General features: G+C 72.4%; 20 protein-coding genes and 1 pseudogene. 14 read left to right on the top strand and 7 right to left on the bottom strand.

Annotation, left to right across the window (positions count from 1 at the left end; translation table 11 throughout):
• Nucleotides 1-80: 80 nt before the first annotated feature.
• Nucleotides 81-1,055, top strand: a complete 975-nt coding sequence (locus tag ABZ490_RS33555; protein ID WP_358998699.1) for an ABC transporter ATP-binding protein — start codon at nucleotides 81-83, stop codon at nucleotides 1,053-1,055.
• The gene (locus ABZ490_RS33550; protein WP_358998612.1) at nucleotides 1,048-2,076 is read left to right on the top strand and encodes a dipeptide ABC transporter ATP-binding protein; all 1,029 of its coding nucleotides are present in this window, start codon (nucleotides 1,048-1,050) and stop codon (nucleotides 2,074-2,076) included. Before ABZ490_RS33555 ends, ABZ490_RS33550 begins: the two co-directional genes overlap by 8 nt.
• A gap of 150 nt (nucleotides 2,077-2,226) precedes the next feature.
• On the opposite strand, the gene ABZ490_RS33545 is transcribed toward ABZ490_RS33550, so the two are convergent.
• On the bottom strand, nucleotides 2,227-4,362 hold the full coding sequence (locus tag ABZ490_RS33545; RefSeq protein ID WP_358998609.1) for a prolyl oligopeptidase family serine peptidase: 2,136 nt from the start codon (nucleotides 4,360-4,362) through the stop codon (nucleotides 2,227-2,229).
• A gap of 180 nt (nucleotides 4,363-4,542) precedes the next feature.
• Between ABZ490_RS33545 and ABZ490_RS33540 the strand changes: the two genes are divergently transcribed.
• Entirely contained in the window at nucleotides 4,543-4,737 is a 195-nt protein-coding gene (locus ABZ490_RS33540) for a hypothetical protein (RefSeq protein WP_055635483.1), read from the top strand.
• Nucleotides 4,738-4,746: 9 nt separating this feature from the next.
• Here the strand turns inward: ABZ490_RS33540 and ABZ490_RS33535 are convergent, their stop codons facing one another.
• Together ABZ490_RS33535 and ABZ490_RS33530 are read right to left on the bottom strand one after the other, a co-directional pair.
• Complete coding sequence (locus ABZ490_RS33535) at nucleotides 4,747-4,854, bottom strand: DUF397 domain-containing protein (RefSeq protein WP_358998605.1); 108 nt, start codon at nucleotides 4,852-4,854, stop codon at nucleotides 4,747-4,749.
• A pseudogene (locus tag ABZ490_RS33530) lies at nucleotides 4,851-5,332 on the bottom strand (Scr1 family TA system antitoxin-like transcriptional regulator). Before ABZ490_RS33530 ends, ABZ490_RS33535 begins: the two are co-directional and overlap by 4 nt.
• Before the next feature lie 334 nt (nucleotides 5,333-5,666).
• On the opposite strand from ABZ490_RS33530, the gene ABZ490_RS33525 reads away from it, so the two are divergent.
• From ABZ490_RS33525 to ABZ490_RS33490, 8 genes are all read left to right on the top strand, one after another.
• Nucleotides 5,667-5,960, top strand: a complete 294-nt coding sequence (locus ABZ490_RS33525; RefSeq protein WP_358998602.1) for a hypothetical protein — start codon at nucleotides 5,667-5,669, stop codon at nucleotides 5,958-5,960.
• A 55-nt stretch (nucleotides 5,961-6,015) separates the two neighbouring features.
• Entirely contained in the window at nucleotides 6,016-6,912 is an 897-nt protein-coding gene (mshB, locus tag ABZ490_RS33520; protein ID WP_358998599.1) for an N-acetyl-1-D-myo-inositol-2-amino-2-deoxy-alpha-D-glucopyranoside deacetylase, read from the top strand.
• Nucleotides 6,912-7,322, top strand: coding sequence for a DUF6113 family protein (locus tag ABZ490_RS33515; RefSeq protein WP_358998596.1), 411 nt, complete (start codon nucleotides 6,912-6,914; stop codon nucleotides 7,320-7,322). The genes mshB and ABZ490_RS33515 overlap by 1 nt, the downstream gene beginning before the upstream one ends.
• A gap of 154 nt (nucleotides 7,323-7,476) precedes the next feature.
• Complete coding sequence (locus tag ABZ490_RS33510; RefSeq protein ID WP_358998593.1) at nucleotides 7,477-9,966, top strand: hypothetical protein; 2,490 nt, start codon at nucleotides 7,477-7,479, stop codon at nucleotides 9,964-9,966.
• A gap of 173 nt (nucleotides 9,967-10,139) precedes the next feature.
• Complete coding sequence (locus tag ABZ490_RS33505; RefSeq protein ID WP_358998590.1) at nucleotides 10,140-11,075, top strand: ABC transporter ATP-binding protein; 936 nt, start codon at nucleotides 10,140-10,142, stop codon at nucleotides 11,073-11,075.
• Nucleotides 11,072-11,812 (top strand): ABC transporter permease, encoded by a 741-nt coding sequence (locus ABZ490_RS33500; protein ID WP_358998587.1) that lies wholly within the window; start codon nucleotides 11,072-11,074, stop codon nucleotides 11,810-11,812. Before ABZ490_RS33505 ends, ABZ490_RS33500 begins: the two co-directional genes overlap by 4 nt.
• A 5-nt stretch (nucleotides 11,813-11,817) precedes the next feature.
• Nucleotides 11,818-13,017 (top strand): histidine kinase, encoded by a 1,200-nt coding sequence (locus ABZ490_RS33495; protein ID WP_358998696.1) that lies wholly within the window; start codon nucleotides 11,818-11,820, stop codon nucleotides 13,015-13,017.
• Nucleotides 13,014-13,631: a response regulator transcription factor gene (locus tag ABZ490_RS33490; protein WP_358998583.1), complete on the top strand. Its 618-nt coding sequence runs from the start codon at nucleotides 13,014-13,016 to the stop codon at nucleotides 13,629-13,631. Before ABZ490_RS33495 ends, ABZ490_RS33490 begins: the two co-directional genes overlap by 4 nt.
• A 100-nt stretch (nucleotides 13,632-13,731) precedes the next feature.
• On the opposite strand, the gene ABZ490_RS33485 is transcribed toward ABZ490_RS33490, so the two are convergent.
• Both ABZ490_RS33485 and ABZ490_RS33480 read right to left on the bottom strand, forming a co-directional pair.
• Nucleotides 13,732-14,574, bottom strand: a complete 843-nt coding sequence (locus tag ABZ490_RS33485) for a transglutaminase-like domain-containing protein (protein WP_358998580.1) — start codon at nucleotides 14,572-14,574, stop codon at nucleotides 13,732-13,734.
• Nucleotides 14,571-15,566, bottom strand: a complete 996-nt coding sequence (locus ABZ490_RS33480) for a GNAT family N-acetyltransferase (RefSeq protein ID WP_358998693.1) — start codon at nucleotides 15,564-15,566, stop codon at nucleotides 14,571-14,573. The genes ABZ490_RS33485 and ABZ490_RS33480 overlap by 4 nt, the downstream gene beginning before the upstream one ends.
• A 140-nt stretch (nucleotides 15,567-15,706) precedes the next feature.
• Between ABZ490_RS33480 and fdxA the strand changes: the two genes are divergently transcribed.
• Both fdxA and ABZ490_RS33470 read left to right on the top strand, forming a co-directional pair.
• Nucleotides 15,707-16,027 carry a ferredoxin gene (gene fdxA, locus ABZ490_RS33475; RefSeq protein ID WP_030961637.1) on the top strand — a complete coding sequence of 107 codons (321 nt, stop codon included), beginning with the start codon at nucleotides 15,707-15,709 and terminating at the stop codon, nucleotides 16,025-16,027.
• Between the two features lie 138 nt (nucleotides 16,028-16,165).
• Nucleotides 16,166-17,266 carry a bifunctional succinyldiaminopimelate transaminase/glutamate-prephenate aminotransferase gene (locus ABZ490_RS33470; protein WP_358998575.1) on the top strand — a complete coding sequence of 367 codons (1,101 nt, stop codon included), beginning with the start codon at nucleotides 16,166-16,168 and terminating at the stop codon, nucleotides 17,264-17,266.
• Nucleotides 17,267-17,339: 73 nt separating this feature from the next.
• Here the strand turns inward: ABZ490_RS33470 and ABZ490_RS33465 are convergent, their stop codons facing one another.
• Entirely contained in the window at nucleotides 17,340-17,786 is a 447-nt protein-coding gene (locus ABZ490_RS33465; protein WP_358998572.1) for an ATP-binding protein, read from the bottom strand.
• Nucleotides 17,787-18,068: 282 nt separating this feature from the next.
• Nucleotides 18,069-19,106, bottom strand: coding sequence for a heavy metal transporter (locus ABZ490_RS33460; protein WP_358998570.1), 1,038 nt, complete (start codon nucleotides 19,104-19,106; stop codon nucleotides 18,069-18,071).
• A gap of 93 nt (nucleotides 19,107-19,199) precedes the next feature.
• Here ABZ490_RS33460 and dapE point away from each other — a divergent pair, with 93 nt between their 5' ends.
• Nucleotides 19,200-20,279: a succinyl-diaminopimelate desuccinylase gene (gene dapE, locus ABZ490_RS33455; protein ID WP_358998567.1), complete on the top strand. Its 1,080-nt coding sequence runs from the start codon at nucleotides 19,200-19,202 to the stop codon at nucleotides 20,277-20,279.
• Nucleotides 20,280-20,294 lie beyond the last annotated feature (15 nt).

The following is a 20,294-nucleotide window of genomic DNA, read 5'->3' as shown; positions in this document are numbered from 1 at the left end:
GGCGAGGTGACCCGGCGATGCCGTTGGACGCAGGGGAAGCAGGGGAAGCGCAGTTCGTGGAGCCGTGCTCCCGGGGGGAGGTGCTGCTCGACGTGCGGGATCTGCGGGTGGAGTTCCGGACGCGGGACGGGATCGCGCGGGCCGTCAACGGGGTGAGCTGGACCGTGGCCGCCGGTGAGACGCTCGCGGTGCTCGGGGAGTCCGGGTCGGGCAAGTCGGTGACCGCGCAGGCGGTGATGGGGATCCTCGACGTACCGCCCGGCCGGATCACCGGCGGCGAGGTGCTGTTCAAGGGCCGGGACCTGCTCAGGATGAAGGAGGACGAGCGCCGCAGGATCCGGGGCGCCGAGATGGCGATGATCTTCCAGGACGCGCTGTCCTCCCTGAACCCGGTCGTCCCCGTCGGCGACCAGCTCGGCGAGATGTTCGTCGTCCACCGGGGCATGTCCAGGAAGGACGCGCGGGCCAGGGCCGTGGAGCTGATGGACCGCGTCCGTATCCCGGCCGCGCGCCAGCGCGTCGGCGACTACCCCCACCAGTTCTCCGGCGGCATGCGCCAACGCATCATGATCGCGATGGCCCTCGCCCTCGAACCGGCCCTGATCATCGCCGACGAGCCCACCACCGCCCTCGACGTCACCGTCCAGGCCCAGGTCATGGACCTCCTCGCCGAACTCCGCCGCGAGTACCGCATGGGCCTCGTCCTCATCACCCACGACCTCGGCGTGGTCGCCGACGTCGCCGACCGCATCGCCGTGATGTACGCGGGCCGGATCGTCGAGTCGGCCCCCGTCCACGCCCTCTACAAGGCCCCCGCCCACCCGTACACCCGGGGCCTCCTCGACTCGATCCCCCGCCTCGACCGCAAGGGCCACGCCCTCCACGCCATCAAGGGCCTGCCGCCCAACCTCATGGACATCCCGCCCGGCTGCGCCTTCCACCCCCGCTGCCCGGCGGCCCGGGACGCCTGCCGGACCGACGTACCGCCGCTGCACCCGGTGGACGAGGACCGCGGCAGCGCCTGCCACTTCTGGAGGGAGTGCCTGCATGACTGAGCCGATTCTCCACGTGAGCGGGCTGTACAAGCACTACCCGCTCACCCGGGGCGTCCTGTTCAAGAAGCGGGTCGGCTCGGTGAAGGCCGTCGACGGCGTCGACTTCGCGCTCGGCAGGGGCGAGACCCTCGGCATCGTCGGCGAGTCCGGCTGCGGCAAGTCCACGGTCGCCAAGCTGCTGGTCAGCCTGGAACGCCCGACGCGCGGCCGGATCCGCTACAAGGGCGAGGACATCACCCGGCTGTCAGGGCGCGCCCTGAAGGCCGTCCGCCGCAACATCCAGATGGTGTTCCAGGACCCGTACACCTCCCTCAACCCGAGGATGACGGTCGGCGACATCGTCGGGGAGCCGTACGAGATCCATCCCGAGGCCGCCCCCAAGGGCGACCGGCGCCGCCGGGTGCGGGAGCTGCTCGACGTGGTCGGCCTCAACCCGGAGCACATCAACCGCTACCCCCACCAGTTCTCCGGCGGCCAGCGCCAGCGCATCGGCATCGCCCGCGGCCTCGCCCTGCGCCCCGAGGTGATCGTCGCCGACGAACCGGTGTCCGCGCTGGACGTCTCGGTGCAGGCCCAGGTCGTCAACCTCCTCGACCGGCTCCAGAGCGAGTTCGCGCTGTCGTACCTCTTCATCGCGCACGACCTGTCGGTCGTCCGGCACATCTCGGACCGGGTCGGTGTGATGTACCTCGGCCGGATCGTGGAGATCGGCTCCGACGAGCAGATCTACGACCGTCCGACGCACCCGTACACCCAGGCGCTGTTGTCGGCGGTCCCGGTCCCGGACCCGGAGGCCCGTGCGGGCCGCGAGCGGATCATCCTCACCGGGGACGTCCCGTCCCCGACGGACGTGCCCTCCGGCTGCCGCTTCCGCACCCGCTGCTGGAAGGCGCGCGAGCGGTGTGCCGAGGAGGTGCCGGTGCTCGCCGTCCCGGAGTCCCTGAGGGACCTCGGCGGGCCCGCCGCGCACGCCTCCGCCTGCCACTTCGCCGGGGTGGATCACGGCAACCACGGCCCATAACCGCACATTTGTGCCGTAATCGCGTTAACACGCAGGCAACTTGGCCGACCCGGTTCCGATATACGGACGCGTCAGTCTGAACAGCGTACGGCCGTGCGGGTGCCGTAAACGGGCCGGGATGCGCCATGTCATCCCGGCCCGTTGCCTTGCCTAGCCGAGCCCCAGCGAGCGCTTCAGGAAGTCCACCTGGAGCAGCAGCAGATTCTCCGCGACCTGCTCCTGCGGGGTCATGTGCGTGACGCCGGACAGCGGCAGCACCTCGTGCGGCCGGCCCGCCGCCAGCAGCGCCGAGGACAGCCGCAGGGCGTGCGCGACGACCACGTTGTCGTCGGCGAGGCCGTGCACGATCATCAGCGGCCGGTGCGGCTCGGCGGGCGCGGACAGTCCCTCGTCGGTGACGAGCGAACTCTTCGCGTACGCCTCGGGGTTCGCCGCAGGGTCGCCGAGGTAGCGCTCGGTGTAGTGGGTGTCGTAGAGGCGCCAGTCGGTGACCGGGGCGCCGGCGATGCCCGCGTGGAAGACGTCCGGGCGGCGCAGCACCGCGAGCCCGGCCAGCCAGCCGCCGTAGGACCAGCCGCGGATCGCCACCCGGGTCAGATCCAGCGGGTGCGACTTGGCGAGGTCCTGGAGCGCCTCGATCTGGTCGTCGAGGCTGACGGTGAAGTCGTGGTGGACAGCCTTCTCCCAGGCGGGGGAGCGGCCCGGGGTGCCCCGCCCGTCGGCGACGACCACCGCGAAGCCCTGGTCGGCGAACCACTGCGAGGTCAGATGCGCGTTGTGGGCGGCGAGGACCCGGGGGCCGTGGGGGCCGCCGTAGGGGTCGAGGAGGACGGGCAGCAGGGGTGCGGACGGTTGCGAGGTGTCACCGGGGTAGTCCGTAGGCATAAGCACGGCGCACGGGATCCGCCGTGCGCCCCCCTCGGTGAGCGTCACGCGCGGGGACAGACCGGGATCTTCCGCGTACGACCGGACAGTCGCTGTCCGCTTTTGGTCCCGCAGAATCCGCACCACGCTCCCGGGCCGGTCGAGCACCGCGGACACCAGCACGGTCACGCCCCCGGCGCGCACGGCGGAGTGCACGCCGGGCTCCTGCGAGACGCGCTCCATGCCGAGTTCGTTGACGCGGTAGACGTGCACCTCGCCGATTTCCGGGCTCTCCGCCTCCGCGCCGGCCGACGCCGAGACGAGCACATCGTCGGCCGTCACGTCCAGCACCGCCCGCACGTGCAACTGCGCTCCGGTCAGCGGCCGTTCCCCGACCGCGAGGACCCGGGCGCCGCCCTCGTCGGCGATCCGGACCAACTGCCCCGAGGGGCTCCAGCACGGCACCCCAGGGAAAAGATCCAGCCAAATCGGATCTTCGTCGGCGTGCACCATCCGGGTGACCCCGGACTCGGTGTCCACCGCCAGATACAGCTGGCTGCGCTGGTCGCGCGCCTGGACCAGCAGCAGCGGCGCACCCGCCCCTGACCAGTGCACTCGCGCCAGATACGGGTAGCGCGCCCGGTCCCAGACGACCTCGGTGCGCACCCCGTCCAGCCCGAACACGAACAGCCTGACCTCCGCGTTGGCCGTCCCAGCAGCTGGATACGGCACGTGTTGTGGGTCACGTTTCGGCTGCGCGGGGTCTGAGATCCACCACCGCTCCACCGGCGTGTCGTCCACCCGCGCCACCAGCAGCCGGTCCGACTCCGGAGCCCACCAGAAGCCCCGCGAACGCGCCATTTCCTCCGCCGCGACGAACTCGGCCAATCCATAGGAAACCGTGCCGGATTCCGGCTCCGCGACCACCCGGTCGCCCTCGCCCCCGGCACTCACCACCCGCAGCGCACCACCCGCGACATACGCGACGAGTCGCCCGTCGGGGGACGGACGGGGATCGACCACCGGCCCCGGCACCCGGATCTCGCGCGCCGTCCCGGTCCTCAGCTCGGCCGTGAAAAGCCGCCCCGACAACGAGAAAGAGGCCAGTTCCACGGCCTCGTCGGTGGCGTAGCCGACGATCCCGGCCCCGCCCTCCCGGCTGCGCTCCCGGCGCGCCCGCTCCTCGGGCGGGAGGTTCTCCTCGGCACCCCCGAGCAGGGCGCGCGGGTCGGCGGCGATCCGCTCCGCGCCGTCCGTGGGATCGAGGACCCACAGGGCGCCTGCGCGATCCGTACCGGAGCCGGAGCGCAGGAACGCGACCCGGGAGCCGTCGGGGGCCACCGTGAACGAACGCGGCGCGCCGAGCGTGAAACGCTGGGTACGCGCGTGCCGGCGGGGGAAGGAGTCGGACTCGGTCGTCATCCCACGACCATATTGGCCATGCGCCCCCTTGTGCGGCTGTGCGCCGAGAGATGCGCACGTACTCGTAGTTATGATCACTAGCGCACTGTGGGTATGAACCTGCTGGCAGTTGTATGGATTTACAAGTTCCCTCGTTCTGTTCCTGCCCCCACGTTCCCGGGTTCTTGGAGGTGAGCCGCCGTGGCACTCTCGATTTCGGCGGTGGTGCTGCTGGCGATCATCGTCTTCTTGTTGATCAAGAAGTCAGGACTGAAGGGCGGTCATGCGGTCGTCTGCATGCTGCTCGGCTTCTACCTCGCCTCCTCGACGATGGCGGGGACGATCAACGATCTGACGACGAGCGTGGCGAGCATGATCGGCAGCATCAAGTTCTGACGCCCGCCGTCAACGCCCCGACGCGTACGGCACGAAGTCGGCCCATGCCTTCGGCGAGAGCTGAAGGCGGGGGCCGTCGCTGTAACTGCTCTTGAACCAGGCCAGGTTCTCCATCATGTCTCTCCCCGGAGTCGCTCGACGAAGGCCGGCGACTCCCGGGGCGGGAGGGCTTGGGCCCGGATGGTGCCGTACCGCAGCTCGAGGATCCGCAGGCCCACGCAACGTCGACTCCTCCTGGACTGCGGGCCATCCGGGCGGCCACCCGACGCTCGGCCTCCTCGTACGGGTACGCAGGCTGCCAGACCTCAAACAGAGCTCGCGCGTGTTCCGGCGTCTGCAACAACCCGTGCAGGCTCAGCCCGACATACACCCCGAGTTCGGGTACCGGACCCTCTCCACGTCCTCCTTCATCGCCGAGAGCAATCCGCAGGCCCCCCTCGCCGTACCCGACGGCCTCACCGAACTTCCCGGCCCGCATCCCCAGGGACTCCCGCCGCAGCTTCAACTGCGGCCCCACGGTGGCGATGACCGCAAGCCCCCACTCGTCATCCGGATCCACCTCCCACCCCGGCTCGTCCGCTTCCACCTGTGTCATGCCGCACCCCTCGGCGAAACCGGCATCGGAGCTTGTCCTTCGCGAGTCTCACTCTCGCGAGTGAGCATCACCAACTGGACCGGATACGGCGGCTGTTGTCGGCTCTGTTCTCGGCGCAACACCCCTTGCGGCAATGCGACGGCCCCCGCCGGGACGGGCAATCCCGGTACGAGGGCCTGACCACCGCGGAAGAGGAAGGCCTCCTGATGGATGGGCAGAACCCTGGCGTTCCCTCGCGCGCAGCAGCGACACCTCGGCGGAGTGCCTCTGCCACGAGGGTGAATGAACCGCATGGTCAAGTCGTCCCACGAGGCGATGGTGCGCGCAGAGCGACGTGATCACCGACCCGGAGGAGGTCCGCGCCGACCCGGCGCTGGCCGCGCTGGCCGCCGACCTTTCCTTCCACAAGTCGTTCATCTCCGAAGAGATCCGGGACGAGGGGCGTGCCCAGCGGGGCGCCGAGGATGTGCTGCTCGTCCTGGAGGCCCGTGGCCTCGGTGTCACCGACGAGATCCGCGAGCGCATCATCGCCTGCGACGACCCGGACCTCACGCGTATCTGGCTCCGCCGGGCGGCGACCACAGCCTCCGCCGCAGAGATCTTCGCCGAGGCCGACCGCGACGCCTGAGGATCCCGAGGAGGCGGATGGCCGTGTGACAGGTGGTGCCTCGTAGGGTGGTCCCATGACGGAACTGCCCGCTCGGCGTCTGCTGCTGGTGCATGCGCATCCGGACGACGAGTCGATCAACAACGGCGCGACCATGGCCCGGTACGCGGCCGAGGGTGCCCGGGTGACGCTCGTGACCTGCACGCTCGGTGAGCGGGGGGAGGTCATCCCGCCGGAGCTGCGGCATCTGAGCGGTGGCGCCCTCGGTGAGCACCGGCTGCGGGAGCTGACCGACGCCATGGCCGCGCTCGGTGTCGGGGACTTCCGGCTGCTCGGCGGGGTGGGGCGGTACGGGGACTCCGGGATGATGGGGATCGCCGACAACGACGATCCCGCCTGCTTCTGGCAGGCGAGTGTCGACGAGGCCGCCGCCGCGCTCGCCGAGGTGATCCTCGAAGTGCGTCCCCATGTCGTCGTCGCCTATGACGACCACGGCGGCTACGGCCACCCCGACCACATCCAGGCCCACCGCGTCGCCCTCCGGGCCGTCGACTTCGCGGCCGGGGCCGGGGGCGGAGCCGGCTGGAGCGTCCCCAAGGTCTACTACAACCGTGTGCCGCGTTCCGTCGCCGAGGCCGCCTTCGAACGGCTCCGGGACGAGTTGCCGACGCTGCCCTTCGGCAAGAGCGCCGCCGTCGGTGACGTACCCGGTGTCGTCGACGACGAGCGGATCACCGCCGCCATCGACGGCACGGCGTATGCGAGTGCGAAAGCCGCCGCGATGCGCGCGCACGCCACCCAGATCGAGGTCGCCCCGGGCGAGCGCTGCTTCGCCCTCTCCAATGAGCTGGCCCAGCCCCTCTTCACCACCGAGTACTACGAGTTGGTGCGCGGGGAACCCGGGGAGCGGGTGGAGAACAGGGAGACCGACCTGTTCGCCGGAGTCGCGGTCGGGATCGAGGGGGTCGCCTGATGTCCGGTCCCGGATCGATGCTCGCCCAGCCCCTCCAGCGGCCGTCCGGCCGGCGGATCGCCGCCTACCTCGGGCTCTTCGTGCTCGGCGCGCTCACCGGCCTGGCCGGTGCGCTCGTGCAGGCCGGCTGGTTCCCCGGCGGACTGCTGCTCGCGCTCGCCGGCGCGGCCGGGCTCTTCCTCGGCGGCGCCCGGGCCTCGAACAGCCGTGCCGGGGCGGTCGCCCCGGCCGCCGGCTGGATGATCACCGTCATCGTGTGCACCGCGGGCCGTCCCGAAGGCGACTTCCTGTTCGGCGCGGGAGGCGGCTCCTACCTCTTCCTGCTCGGCGGTATGGCGCTGGCTGTGATCTGCGCCACCCTTGGGCTGGGGCGGCAACCGGACCGTCCCGACGTCCGACTTGGCAAGTGACGTACCACTTCGCAGGGCGCGGCCGTGCGGGTCCCGTGTGGGTTTTCAACGGCGGTCGTGGGATACGCGCCAGAAGCGGCCAGTATGGTGGTGCGCGCCGCCGAGCTGCCCGTGAGGTCGTGGCAGGCGGCGGAGCCAACCTGGAGAACCTGCCTTGAGTCGTGAAACTGACAGTCCGTCCTCCGGGCCCAACGGGCGCGGCGGGGCCGCGTACCCCTCGGGTACGCCGCCGTACGGCATCCCCGTGGTGTCCGACGGCGGTGCGGACGCGGGCCGTTCGGCCGCCCAGCCGGAGGAACGCAAGACCGAGACCACGCTGACGACCCGGATCCGGATCAACATCCCCGGTTCCCGGCCCATTCCGCCGGTCGTCGTGCGCAAGCCCGTCGCCGAGTCCGAGGTCGACGACACCGCCACCGGCGCGCAGCCGGGACCCGCGGCCGGTGCCGGTCCCCGTACCGATACCGGCAACTCCGCCGGTTCCGCCGGTTCTTCCGGCCCTGCCGGTTCTTCCGGATCTTCCGGTTTCTCCGGATCCGACACGGGTAGTTTCCCGGCGCCCGGCGAACCCGCGGCCCCCGGCGAGGAGAAGGCCAGCGACTGGTTCGCCCCCCGCAAGTCCGGGCCCGCCAAGGGCGGTCAGGGCGGCGGGGCGACCAACGGGGCGGGCATTCCAGGCGGTTCCGCCGCAGGTGCGGGCACTTCCGGCAGTTCGGGCGTGTCGGGTGCCGGCAGGCCGGGTGCCCCGGCCGGCGGCGCGCGCCCCGGTGCCGGGCGACCGGCCGGCGGGCGGCCCGGTGGCGTGGTCGGCTCCATGAGCGCGCCCATCGGCTCCCGGCCGGGCGGCACCAACGGCGCCGGGCTCCCCGGTGCCACCGGCGGTCCGGTGGCTCCCGGGCACGGCGGCGGCACCGGTTCCTTCGACGTGACCGAGGCGCTGTCCGCGGGCCCGCTCGGCACCTCCCGGCCCGGACAGGCGCAGGGACCGGGACAGGGACCGGGACAGGCACCGGCGGGTCAGAGCGGCGGCGGTGCCGAGGCGCGCCGCGACGAGCTGCCGTACTTCTCCGACAACGGCCGTGGCGACCAGCAGGGCTTCCCCGGGGCGAACGGCCAGGGCGCCGCCACCGGTCCCGGCAGCCGGCACGACTTCAACGGCCCCGACGGCCCCTCCGGCCCGCCCGGCCGCGGCGGCCCGCAGGGCCCCACCGGCCCGACCGGCGGCCCCGTCACCGGCGACGGCCCGATGGTGCCCCCGGTGGCCCAGAGCGCGGCGGGCACGGCCGTCGGCGCCCCCGGCACCCCCGGTGCTCCCAACGGCTACGGCGGTCCCGGTCGGCCTGGTGGCCCCGCGGGTCCCGGCGGTCCCCGCACGGCCGCTCCCGGAACCGGCCCCGGAGGGGGCCCCGGCACCGCCCGGCTCCCCGGCGGCGGTCTGAGCGACGACACCGCGGTCCTCACCCCGCAGATCCAGGCCCCCGGGCCGGGCGCGGGCGGCTACGGCCGTCCCGCCGACAACGTCTCCGGGCACACCGTCACCAGCGGCATCCCGGTCGTGCCCTCCGCCGGCCAGGGCAACCCCGGCGCGCCGGCGCCCTTCGCGCCCGGCGCCACGCCGAGCGGCGGGCCGGCGGCGAAGAACACGCCCAAGCCGGCCGCCGGGAACGCGCGGAACGCGTCCGGCTCCAAGAAGGCGAAGAAGAAGGGCCGCAGCAAGCTGGTCCTGCTCGGCGGCGTCCTGGTCCTCGGCGGTGTCGGCGTCTACGGCGCCGGACTGCTGATGAACCACTCCGACGTGCCCAAGGGCACCACCGTGCTCGGTGTCGACATCGGCGGCAGCACCCGTGACGAGGCCGTCAAGATTCTCGACGACGCCTTCGACAAGCGGGCCGCGCAGGCGCTGAAGCTGTCCGTCGACGGCGACACCGTCTCCCTCAAGCCGGACCAGGCGGGCCTCCAGTTCGACATCCAGGCCACCCTCGACGACGCCGCGAAGAGCGACTACAACCCGGTCTCCGTGATCGGCTCGCTGTTCGGGCAGCACCGGGAGATCGAGCCCGAGATGCCGGTCGACGAGGAGAAGCTCCAGGCGGCGCTGCAGAGCGCGGCGGGCGGCGCGGGCTCGGCCACCGACGGCACCATCAAGTTCCAGTCGGGCAAGGCCGTCGCCGTCTACGGCAAGGCGGGCAAGGGCATCGACGCGGCGAAGGCCGAGGAGGCCGTCGTCGCCGGGTACCGCACCCAGGTGGAGACCGGCTCCACCGCCGCGGTGGCCGTCCCGACGACGACCAAGCAGCCGACGATCACGGACGCCGAGGTCGACCGGATGATGAAGGAGTTCGCCGAACCGGCGATGTCCGGCCTGGTCACCGTGCAGACGGACGCGGCACACAGCATCCCGTTCGGCCCGGTGTCGCTGCCGAAGATCCTCGGCGTCAAGGCCATCAACGGGAAGCTGGTCGAGACGTACAACCTCAAGGCGCTGGAGAAGGCGTACGGCGGCACGTTCGACGGGGTGAAGGTCGACGGCGCGAGCGGCAAGCGGGACATCCTGCCGCAGGATGTCGTGGCCGCGCTGCGCAAGGCCCTGCGGGGCACGACGGCGGCGGAGCGCATCGGCGTCATCGACACCAACCCGAGCTGACCGCAGGTCGTCCGTGACCGCCCGAAGGCCCGTCCCCGGAAAGGGACGGGCCTTCAGGCGTGAATTCGCCGCATGTCACTCGCCGCATGTCATTCGGCGCATGACATCTGTCATGCGGCACCGAGGACGCCCGACACTGCCCCCGCCCCGGTCCCCCGGGCGACGATCGGGGCATGACGACGAAGACAGCACCCCCGGGGTCGACCACAGCACCCGTGGTCGGCTTCGACCGCGTGAGCAAGGCCTACGGCGAGGTACGCGCCGTGGACGGGCTGACCCTGGAGCTGCACCCCGGGGAGACCGTGGCGCTCCTCGGGCCCAACGGGGCCGGCAAGTCCACCACCCTCGACCTGCTGCTCGGCCTCAAGCAGGCAGACGGCGGCACGGTCAGCGTCTTCGGCACCAGCCCGCGCGAGGCGATCGTCGCCGGACGGGTCGGCGCCATGCTCCAGAGCGGCGGCCTGATGGACGAGGTCACCGTCGGCGAACTGGTCGGCCTCGCCTGCGCCCTGCACCCCAAGCCGTACCAGGCCTCCGACGTACTCGCCCGCGCCGGCATCGCCCAGATCGCCTCCCGCAAGGTCAACAAGCTCTCCGGCGGCCAGGCCCAGCGCGTCCGCTTCGCCCTCGCCACGGCCGGCGACAGCGATCTGATCGTCCTTGACGAGCCCACCACCGGCATGGACGTCACCACCCGCCAGGGCTTCTGGGCCACCATGCGGGAGCAGGCCGACCAGGGGCGGACCGTTCTGTTCGCGACGCACTACCTGGAAGAGGCCGACGCCATCGCCGACCGCGTCCTGGTCCTGCACCGGGGCCGGCTGCTGGCCGACGGCACCGCCGCCGAGATCAAGGCGAAGGCCGGCGCCCGCCGGGTCTCCTTCGACCTGGAGGGCGACATCGACGAGCCCGCGCTGCGCGGCCTGCCCTTCCTCACCACGTTCGACGTCTCCGGCCAGACGGTCCGCATCCAGTCCTCCGACGCCGACGCCACCGTCCACGCGCTCTACGGCCTCGGCCTCTACCCCCGCAACCTCGAAGTCGCCGGGCTCGGTCTGGAGCAGGCCTTCGTCGCCATCACCGCCGCCGAGGAGGCGAAGAGCAAGTGAACAGCCTGATCAAGCTGGAGCTCGCGCGCGCCCTGCGCAACCGCAAGTTCCTGTTCTTCTCGGTGATCTACCCGTCGGTCCTGTTCCTGCTGATCGCGGGCAGCGCCGACGCCACCACCGAGGTCGACGGCACCGGCCTGACCCTCCCGACGTACATGATGGTCTCGATGGCCTCCTTCGGCGCCCTCACCGCCGTCCTGATGGGCAACAGCGAGCGCATCGCCAAGGAGCGCGAGAGCGGCTGGGTGCGCCAGCTCCGGCTGACCACGCTGCCGGGCCGCGGATACGTCCTGGCGAAGACCGCGAGCGCGGCCGTCGTCAGCCTCCCGTCGATCGTCGTCGTCTTCGCCGTCGCCGCGGCCGTGAAGGGCGTACGGCTGGATGCCTGGCAGTGGTTGGCGCTGACGGGCGCGATCTGGGCCGGCAGCCTCGTCTTCGCCGCCCTGGGCGTCGCGATCGGCTACCTCGCGAGCGGGGACGCGGTCCGCCCCATCACGATGATCACCTACTTCGGGCTGTCGATCCTCGGCGGCCTGTGGATGCCGACGACGACCTTCCCCCAGTGGCTGCAGGACATAGCCAAGTGGGTGCCCACCCACGCGTACGCTGCCCTGGGGCAGGCGATCGAACAGAGCCGGGCCCCGCACGCCAAGGACATCGCCATCCTGGCCGTCTTCTTCGCCCTGTTCACGGGCGGCGCGGCCTGGCTGTACCGGAAGGACACGCTGAAGGCGTGAGTGCCATGACGGACGACCCGCTGTCGGAGGAAGCCCGCCAGGGACCCTCGATCCTGCTGGGCCAGGCGGCCCGCACCCGGCGCGAGCTGTGGCGGCGCAAGGCGCTGTGGATCGGCGTCTGGCTGGTGTTCCTCAGCTCACCGGTCCACGATCTCGTCTCCGGCGGGCACACCACCGCCGGCACGGTCGCCGGCTGGACGGGCCTGGCGGTGTTCGTCGCCCTCTACCTCTCGCTCCTCTTCCGCGACATGGGGGCGACGCCCTACCCGTCGAAGGTCGTCCACGGCCTCATCGGCGCGATGGCGGTGCTCGCCGTCGTCCTGTCCCTCACGCTCGGCTCCGCCTGGCTCGGCCTGTTCTGCTACGTCTCCGTCGCCAGCGGGATCGCGCTGCCGCTGCGGATGGCGTTCTGGGCGATCCCCGGCACGGGCGCGCTGCTCATGCTCGTCGGACTGCGCACCGACATCGAGGAGGCCGCCAACCTCCTCGTCCTGGTCCTCCTCATCGGCTTCGCGATGACGGGCGTCAGCCAACTGGTCCGTACGACGGTCGAGTTGCGCAAGGCACGCGCCACCGTCGCCCAACTCGCCGCCAACGAGGAGCGGTTGCGCCTGGCCCGCGATCTGCACGACCTGCTCGGCCACTCCCTCTCCCTGATCACCCTCAAGAGCGAGCTGGCCGGCCGGATGCTCCCCGACCACCCCGAGAAGGCCGCCCAGCAGGTCGCCGACATCGAACAGGTCAGCCGCCAGGCCCTGGTCGACGTCCGGGAGGCCGTCACCGGCTACCGCCGCCCCCGCCTCGCCGCCGAACTCGCCGGCACCCAGGTCGCCCTCACGGCGGCGGGCATCACCGCCGTGACCCCCGCCGAACCCGACCTCGACGGTGTCCCCGAGGAGAGCGAGTCCGCGCTCGCCTGGGCCCTGCGCGAGGCCGTCACCAACGTCGTACGGCACAGCGGCGCCACCCGCTGCACGGTGGAGGTCGTCCGCCGCCAGACCCTCGACGGCCCCCGCCTCGAACTCTGCGTCGAGGACGACGGCTCCGGCGGTTCCGGCAAGGGCCCCGGGAACGGCCTCACCGGCCTCACCGAACGCCTGGAGAAGGCGGGCGGCACCCTGGAGGCGGGCCGCGTCAAACGCGGCTTCCGGCTGACCGCCCGCGTCCCGGCGGGCACCGCCGCGGACGTAGGATCCCGCCCATGAGTGACGGCACGATCAAGGTCCTGCTGGCGGAGGACCAGTCGATGGTCCGCGAGGCACTGGCGGCCCTCCTCGGCCTGGAGGACGACATCGAGGTGGTCGCCCAGGCGGCCCGCGGCGACGAGGTCCTCGCGGCCGCCCGCGCCCACGACGTCGACGTGGCCCTCCTCGACATCGAGATGCCCGGCTGCACCGGCATCGAGGCGGCGGCCCTGCTCCACCAGGAGTTCCCGCGCCTGAAACTGGTCGTCCTCACGACCTTCGGCCGCCCCGGCTACCTCCGCAGCGCCATGGAGGCGGGCGCCGACGCCTTCCTGGTGAAGGACGCCCCGGCCGCCCAACTCGCCCAGGCGGTACGCAAGGTACTGGCGGGGGAGCGCGTCATCGACCCCACCCTCGCGGCGGCGGCCCTCGCGGAGGGCGCCAACCCCCTGACGGACCGCGAGAGGGAGATCCTCCGCGCGGCGGCCGACGGCTCCACGAACGCCGAACTGGCCGCGGAACTCCACCTGTCCCAAGGGACGGTCCGCAACTACCTCTCGACGGCGATCCAGAAACTGGCGGCGAGGAACAGGGCGGAGGCGGTACGGATAGCGAGGGAGAAGGGCTGGCTCTGAAAGAAGCGCAAGGGGAGCCCACCCAGGGGCGCGGGGAACTGCGCGACCAGCCACGACGCACCCGCACAGCGCACCCGCACCCGCACCCGCCCCGCAACCGTCAGTTCAACATGGAGCGCGCCGCATGAGCCTCCCGCCGCACCTTCGCCGCCGCAGGCTCGTCCACCACCTCCACCAACGACGCGTACTCCTCCAACTCCGCCGCCCCGCCCAGGAAATCCCCCCGCTGCACCAGCAACGTCCCCTTCTCGTACCGCAGCCGAGCCGGATGAGAGGGCACCAGCAGCGACAACTCCACCGCCCACAGCCCCACATCCGACCGCTCGGGCCGGGCCGCCGCCCACGACCGGATGTTGTTCAGGATCCGCACCACCACCGACAACGGCTCCGCGGGCACCAGCATCGACGGCTCCAGCCGCGCCGCACCCGCCCCGGCCACAAGCAGCTCCGCGTCGCCGCCCGACAGCACCCGGCCCCCGTCGAACGGATCGGCCAGCACCTGCCGTTCGAGATCCTCCGGCGGCCCGAACCCCACCACGAAGTGTCCCGGCAGCGCGACCCCGTACACCGGCGCCCCCGCCCGTCGCGCGACCTCCACCCACACCACCGACAGCAGGATCGGCAGCCCGCGCCGCCGCAGCAGCACCTGGTGCAGCAGCGAGGACTCCAGGCGCTGATAGTCCGCGCCGGAGCCCCGGAACCCGTACCGCCCGCCCAGCAGCTCCTCCAGCGCCAGCGCCCACGCCCGCGCCCCGCCCGGCCGGAAGGGCACCTCCCCGGCCAGCCGGTCGAGCTCCATCTGCGCCGCGTCCACGCCGGCCTCGTCCAGTTCCGGGTCCGCCGCCGCGCCGATCAGCAGACACAGGGCCGCCAGATCGGGCCGCTCGGCCCGCGCCTCCTCGGCGAACAGCCGCCGCACCTCGGCGGGGTCGTACGCGCTCACGACGGCTCCCGGTAGTGGTGGTAGGCGTGATGCGCCGAGAACCCCATCCCGGCGTACAGCCTGCGCGCCCCCGCGTTCTCCTCCTCCACCTGGAGCCAGGCGGCCGAGGCGCCCTCGTCAAGGGCCCGCCGGGCCAGCGCGGCCATCACGAGCGTGGCGAGACCCTTGCGGCGCTGTTCCGGATCCACCTCGACGGCGCCGAACCCGGCCCACCGCCCGTCCACGACACACCGCCCGATGGCGGCGGGCGCACCCCCGGCCGGACCGGGTATCGACGCGAACCACACCGACGGCCCGCTCCCCAGCACGCTCAGAGCCACCTCGCTCACCCCCTTGCGCTGGTACCGGGCCAGCCACGCCTCGTCGGCCTCCCTGCCCAGCACCACACCCTCAGCGTCCGCCCGGTCGGCGACCGGCGCCAGCGCCCCGGTCCACAGCTCGGCGGTCACCTCGCGCACCCACCCGCGCCGCTCCAGCTCCGCGCAGAGCAGCTCCTGGGTCCCCTCGGCGCCCGTCGCCGTCTGCACATAGGCGGGCAGACCGCGCTCGCCGTACCAGCGTCGTACGGCGTCCAGGGCCCCGTCGAGCGGCAGGCCGGGGTCGCCGAGCGGCAGCACGGAGTTGGCGCGGCGGGTGAACCCGGAGGCGGCCCGCAGCTCCCACGCGCCGAGCCGCTCGCTCTCCACCGGCCGCCAGGCGCGCGAGGCGGCGCGGGCGAGTTCCTCGTACGTGGCGGAGGGACCCCGGCGGCGGGCCGGGGCGGCGGGGACGACCTTCCCGGCGACCAGCGAGGACGCGTCAATCCGGACGACCTCCCCGCTCTTCCGTGTGATCACGAGCACACCCTTGTCCCATGATGTGAGAACACCCACCGTGTCGGTGAATTTCCCCTCCGTCACCCCAGGGTCGCCCAACCGCCGTACAGAGACGCGTTTGCCCACGTCAGCAGCGGTGATACGGACCTCGAGGCGTCCGTAGGCCGAGATTTCCACTGGTCGGTTCACCCCTCCTGTTCGGATCATGCCCAAGAACGGAGATACTAGGGGCGGGCATCGACGACGCCGCGCTCCCGCGCGCCAGGCGGCAGGGCCTGAGCAGGCCCGCCAGCGCCCTATCGAGGAGGAACGACAGCGTGACCTACGTCATCGCGCAGCCTTGTGTCGACGTGAAGGACAAGGCGTGCATCGAGGAGTGCCCGGTCGACTGCATCTACGAGGGCTCCAGGTCCTTGTACATCCACCCGGACGAATGCGTCGACTGTGGTGCCTGTGAGCCGGTCTGCCCGGTCGAGGCGATCTTCTACGAGGACGACACTCCGGAGGAGTGGAAGGACTACTACAAGGCGAACGTCGAGTTCTTCGACGAGCTCGGCTCGCCCGGCGGCGCCAGCAAGCTGGGTCTGATCGAACGCGACCACCCCTTCATCGCCGCGCTGCCGCCGCAGGCCGAGTAACCGCGAAGCGGCCCGCACCACACGCGCCGCCTCGGTCCCGTACGGCCTGATGAGCCCCTGCTGGGCTCTGTCGGCCGTACGGGACCGAGGCGTTTGCCGTCCGTACGGGAGTCCGTACGAGAAAGTGAGCCAGAACCCGTGTCCGCAGTCTCCGACCGCCTGCCCACGTTCCCCTGGGACAAGCTGGAGCCGTACAAGAAGACGGCCGCCTCGCATCCGGACGGCATCGTCGACCTCTCCGTCGGCACGCCGGTCGACCCGGTCCCCGACCTGATCCAGAAGGCCCTGATCGACGCGGCGGACTCGCCGGGCTACCCGACCGTCTGGGGCACCCCGGCGCTGCGGGACGCGATCACCGGCTGGGTGGAGCGGCGGCTGGGCGCCCGTGAGGTCACCCACCGGCACGTCCTGCCGATCGTCGGCTCCAAGGAACTCGTCGCCTGGCTGCCGACCCAGCTCGGCCTCGGCCCCGGCGACCGGGTCGCGTACCCGCGCCTCGCCTACCCGACGTACGAGGTCGGCGCCCGCCTCGCCCGTGCCGCGTACGAGGTCTACGACGACCCCACCGCACTCGACCCGAACGGCCTGAAGCTCCTCTGGCTGAACTCCCCGTCGAACCCCACCGGCAAGGTCCTCTCCGCGCAGGAGCTGACCCGGATCGTCGCCTGGGCCCGTGAGCACGGCGTCCTGCTCTTCTCCGACGAGTGCTACCTCGAACTGGGCTGGGAGGCCGACCCCGTCTCGGTGCTGCACCCGGACGTGAACGGCGGGTCGTACGACGGCATCGTCGCGGTCCACTCGCTCTCCAAGCGCTCGAACCTCGCGGGCTACCGTGCCGCCTTCCTGGCCGGCGACCCCGCGGTCCTCGCCCCGCTGCTGGAGATCCGCAAGCACGGCGGCATGATGACCTCGGCGCCCACCCAGGCGGCGGTCGTGGCGGCCCTCGGCGACGACACCCACGTCCATGAGCAGCGCGCCCGCTACGCGGCCCGCCGCACCCTGCTGCGCGACGCCCTGGTGGCCCACGGCTTCCGCATCGAGCACAGCGAGGCCAGCCTCTACCTCTGGGCCACCCGCGACGAGTCCTGCTGGGCCACGGTCGCCCGTCTCGCCGACCGGGGCATCCTGGTCGCCCCCGGCGACTTCTACGGCGAGGCGGGCGCCACCTTCGTCCGCGTGGCCCTGACGGCGACGGACGAACGGATCGCCGCCGCGGTGTCCCGCCTGACGGCGGACTAGCACAAGGAAACGGAACGGGGTCCAGGGAAAACCCCTGGACCCCGCCGCACTCACCGGCTCGAGAAACCCGGCGTCAGCCGAGCGGCAGGCCCTTCACCGTGCCGCCGCCCGGCAGCCCGCCCTTGGTGAGCGCGTCCGTCGGCAGCCCGCCCTTGGTCGCGGACTTGGCGGTGTCCCCGAGGACACCCCCGGCGGACCCGGCGGTCTCACCGGCCACCTTCTGCACCGCGGGCGTCGCCTTCTTCACGGCCTTGCCGCCGGCCTTGCCCGCGCCCGGCACGGCCTTCTCCACGGCCTTGCCGCCCGCTTCGCCCGCGACCCCGGTCGCGCTGCGGGTCGCACCGTCGAGCGTCTTGCCGACGGTCGCCCCGTCCAGGGCGGTCAGCCCGCCGAGGTCCGGGGTGGCGGGCAGGGTGGAGGGGGCAGCGCTCGCGGCGCCGGCCGCACCGACCCCGGCGGCCGCTCCCGCAGCGACGAGCAGCGCGGCACGGGCGATCCTGCGGGTCAGGGGGAGGGACATGGTGCTCCTTCGACGGGAGAGAACAGAGAACGCTGTGACTACCGCTCGAAGCCGCCGAAGGTTGCGCACGCCCGATGCAAAGAGTTGGCAATGCGTCGCATTATCGGGCCGTGGACAAAAGCGGGCGAAAAGTACCCGATAAGCACCCGATGTGAAAGTCCGCCGAACGCCCGGAGTCCAGCGCCCCCAACGATTCCGCCCATCCGTCGGGGACGGCGAGGAAAACCGGGTGCCGGGCCGGTCCGCGGCCCCGCACCCCACCCGCCCGGGTGAAGACCCGTACTACTGCCCGGTCACGATCCGCACACTGCCCGTGCCGCCGCCCGACCCCGCCGCCCCGGCCGCCTCCGTGCTGCCCGACCCCGTGGCCCGCCACTGGCTGTCGGTGTTCCCGGCGGTCCACTCCCGGCCCCCGTACGACACCTGCCGGATGTGCAGCGCCGAGGCGTTCGCTACGGCCCAGTGCGCCAGCTGCCAGCCCCGCTCGCGCACGGCGCGCCCGGCGGAGGTCTCCCGGGACACGGGCAGGGTCACCGTCCGTCCGTCGGTCTCGGCGGCGGGCACGGTGCTTTCGGCCGAGGCGGACGCCTTGCCGTCCCCGTCGCCGTTCCCGTTCCCGTCCTCCTGCGCCTTCGCTTCCTCCAGCGCGTCCCGCCCGAAGTCCCGCGAGAGCGCCGCGCGCACCGCCTCCGGGCCGGTGACCGCCGCCGCGGCGGTCGCCGTACCGGAGCCCAGGCGTCCGTCGCAGGTCAGCGTGGCCGCCGAGGTCCCGGTGAGCGCGGCGGCCAGCATCACGGCGTCCTCCTCGTGCTTGGCGTACGCCTCCGGGTAGCCGCTGCGCTGCACCTTCTGCGCGGCGACGGTGAGCGGGAGTTCGGTGTAGTCGGGCACCTTGGCCAGGTGCTCGTAGAAGATGCTCGCCGCGTACGCCGGGTCCGTGACCTGCTTCTCGGTGCCCCAGCCCTGCGAGGGCCGCTGCTGGAACAGACCGAGCGAGTCCCGGTCGCCGTGGGCGAGGTTGCGCAGCCCCGACTCCTGGATCGCGGTCGCCAGCGCGATGGCCACGGCCCGCTCGGGCATCTCCCGGTTGGTGCCGACGGCCGCGATCGTCGCCGCGTTCACCGCCTGCTCGGGCGTGAACTCGTACCGCGCCTTGCCGTCCCCCGTGCCGGAGACGACTCTGCACCCGGGATCGTCGGCCCCACCGGTGACGTACTGGACCACGACATAGCCCGCGACGGCTGACAGGACCACGCAGGACGCACCGATCCTCAGGAGGCGGCGGCCGCGACGCTTGGGGGAGGGGGACAGCTCTGGCACGCGTACAAGGTACTGGAGAGTACGGATACGGAGGAGACTGGTGTTCAGCCGGTGAAGAGCGGTATGCGGATCTGGCGCGTTAGGGTCGACGCCATGGCCGACACCCCCCTTGATCTCACGCTGGACGCCGCCGCCCTGACCGCGCAGCTCGTCGACTTCCCCTCCGAGAGCGGCACCGAGAAGCCCCTCGCGGACGCGATCGAGGCCGCCCTGCGCGCGCTGCCGCACCTCACGGTGGACCGGCTCGGCAACAACGTGATCGCCCGGACCGACCTGGGCCGTCCGGAGCGGGTGATCCTCGCCGGCCACATCGACACCGTGCCGATCGCCGGCAACGTCCCCTCGCGCCTCGACGAGGACGGGGTCCTGTGGGGTTGCGGCACCTGCGACATGAAGGCCGGCGTCGCCGTCCAGCTGCGGATCGCGGCCACCGTCCCGGCCCCCAACCGCGACCTGACCTTCGTCTTCTACGACAACGAGGAGGTCGCCGCCGACCTCAACGGCCTCAAGCATGTCGCCGAGGCCCGTCCGGAGTGGCTCGTCGGCGACTTCGCCGTCCTGCTGGAGCCCTCCGACGGCCAGGTCGAGGGCGGCTGCCAGGGCACCCTGCGGGTGCTGCTGAAGACCTCCGGCGAGCGGGCCCACTCGGCGCGCGGCTGGATGGGCTCCAACGCGATCCACGCCGCCGCCCCCATCCTGGCCCGCCTCGCGGAGTACCGGCCGCGGTGGCCCGTCATCGACGGCCTGGAGTACCGCGAGGGCCTGAACGCGGTCGGCGTCCAGGGCGGGGTCGCGGGCAACGTCATCCCCGACGAGTGCGTGGTCACCGTCAACTTCCGCTACGCGCCGGACCGCACCGGCGAGGAGGCGATCGCCCACGTCAGGGAGGTGTTCGCGGACTGCGGCGTCACGGAGTTCGTCGTCGACGACCACAGCCCCGGCGCCCTGCCCGGCCTCTCCCACCCCGCGGCGGCCGCCTTCATCGAGGCCGTGGGCGGCACCCCGATGCCCAAATACGGCTGGACCGACGTCAGCCGCTTCTCGTCGCTCGGCGTCCCCGCGGTCAACTACGGCCCCGGCAATCCGCACCTGGCCCACAAGCGCGACGAACGCGTCGAGGTGGCGAAGGTCCTGGCGGGGGAGGAGCGCCTGCGGGACTGGCTCGTCGGCTGACCCCGGACGCCCGCC

It is taken from the genome of Streptomyces sp. NPDC005811 (assembly GCF_040630405.1).
GTDB lineage: Bacteria > Actinomycetota > Actinomycetes > Streptomycetales > Streptomycetaceae > Streptomyces.
This window is presented reverse-complemented; position numbering and strand designations above follow the sequence as displayed.

Bases quoted from the DNA above. Each gene is read 5' to 3' on its own strand.
- ABZ490_RS33465 (WP_358998572.1), bottom strand. From the start codon at position 17,786: ATGTCCCTCCCCCTGACCCGCAGGATCGCCCGTGCCGCGCTGCTCGTC.
- dapE (WP_358998567.1), top strand. From the start codon at position 19,200: ATGGCCGACACCCCCCTTGATCTCACGCTGGACGCCGCCGCCCTGACC.
- ABZ490_RS33545 (WP_358998609.1), bottom strand. From the start codon at position 4,362: ATGACGACCGAGTCCGACTCCTTCCCCCGCCGGCACGCGCGTACCCAG.
- ABZ490_RS33505 (WP_358998590.1), top strand. From the start codon at position 10,140: ATGACGACGAAGACAGCACCCCCGGGGTCGACCACAGCACCCGTGGTC.
- mshB (WP_358998599.1), top strand. From the start codon at position 6,016: ATGACGGAACTGCCCGCTCGGCGTCTGCTGCTGGTGCATGCGCATCCG.
- ABZ490_RS33515 (WP_358998596.1), top strand. From the start codon at position 6,912: ATGTCCGGTCCCGGATCGATGCTCGCCCAGCCCCTCCAGCGGCCGTCC.
- ABZ490_RS33495 (WP_358998696.1), top strand. From the start codon at position 11,818: ATGACGGACGACCCGCTGTCGGAGGAAGCCCGCCAGGGACCCTCGATC.
- ABZ490_RS33550 (WP_358998612.1), top strand. From the start codon at position 1,048: ATGACTGAGCCGATTCTCCACGTGAGCGGGCTGTACAAGCACTACCCG.
- ABZ490_RS33535 (WP_358998605.1), bottom strand. From the start codon at position 4,854: ATGATGGAGAACCTGGCCTGGTTCAAGAGCAGTTACAGCGACGGCCCC.
- ABZ490_RS33490 (WP_358998583.1), top strand. From the start codon at position 13,014: ATGAGTGACGGCACGATCAAGGTCCTGCTGGCGGAGGACCAGTCGATG.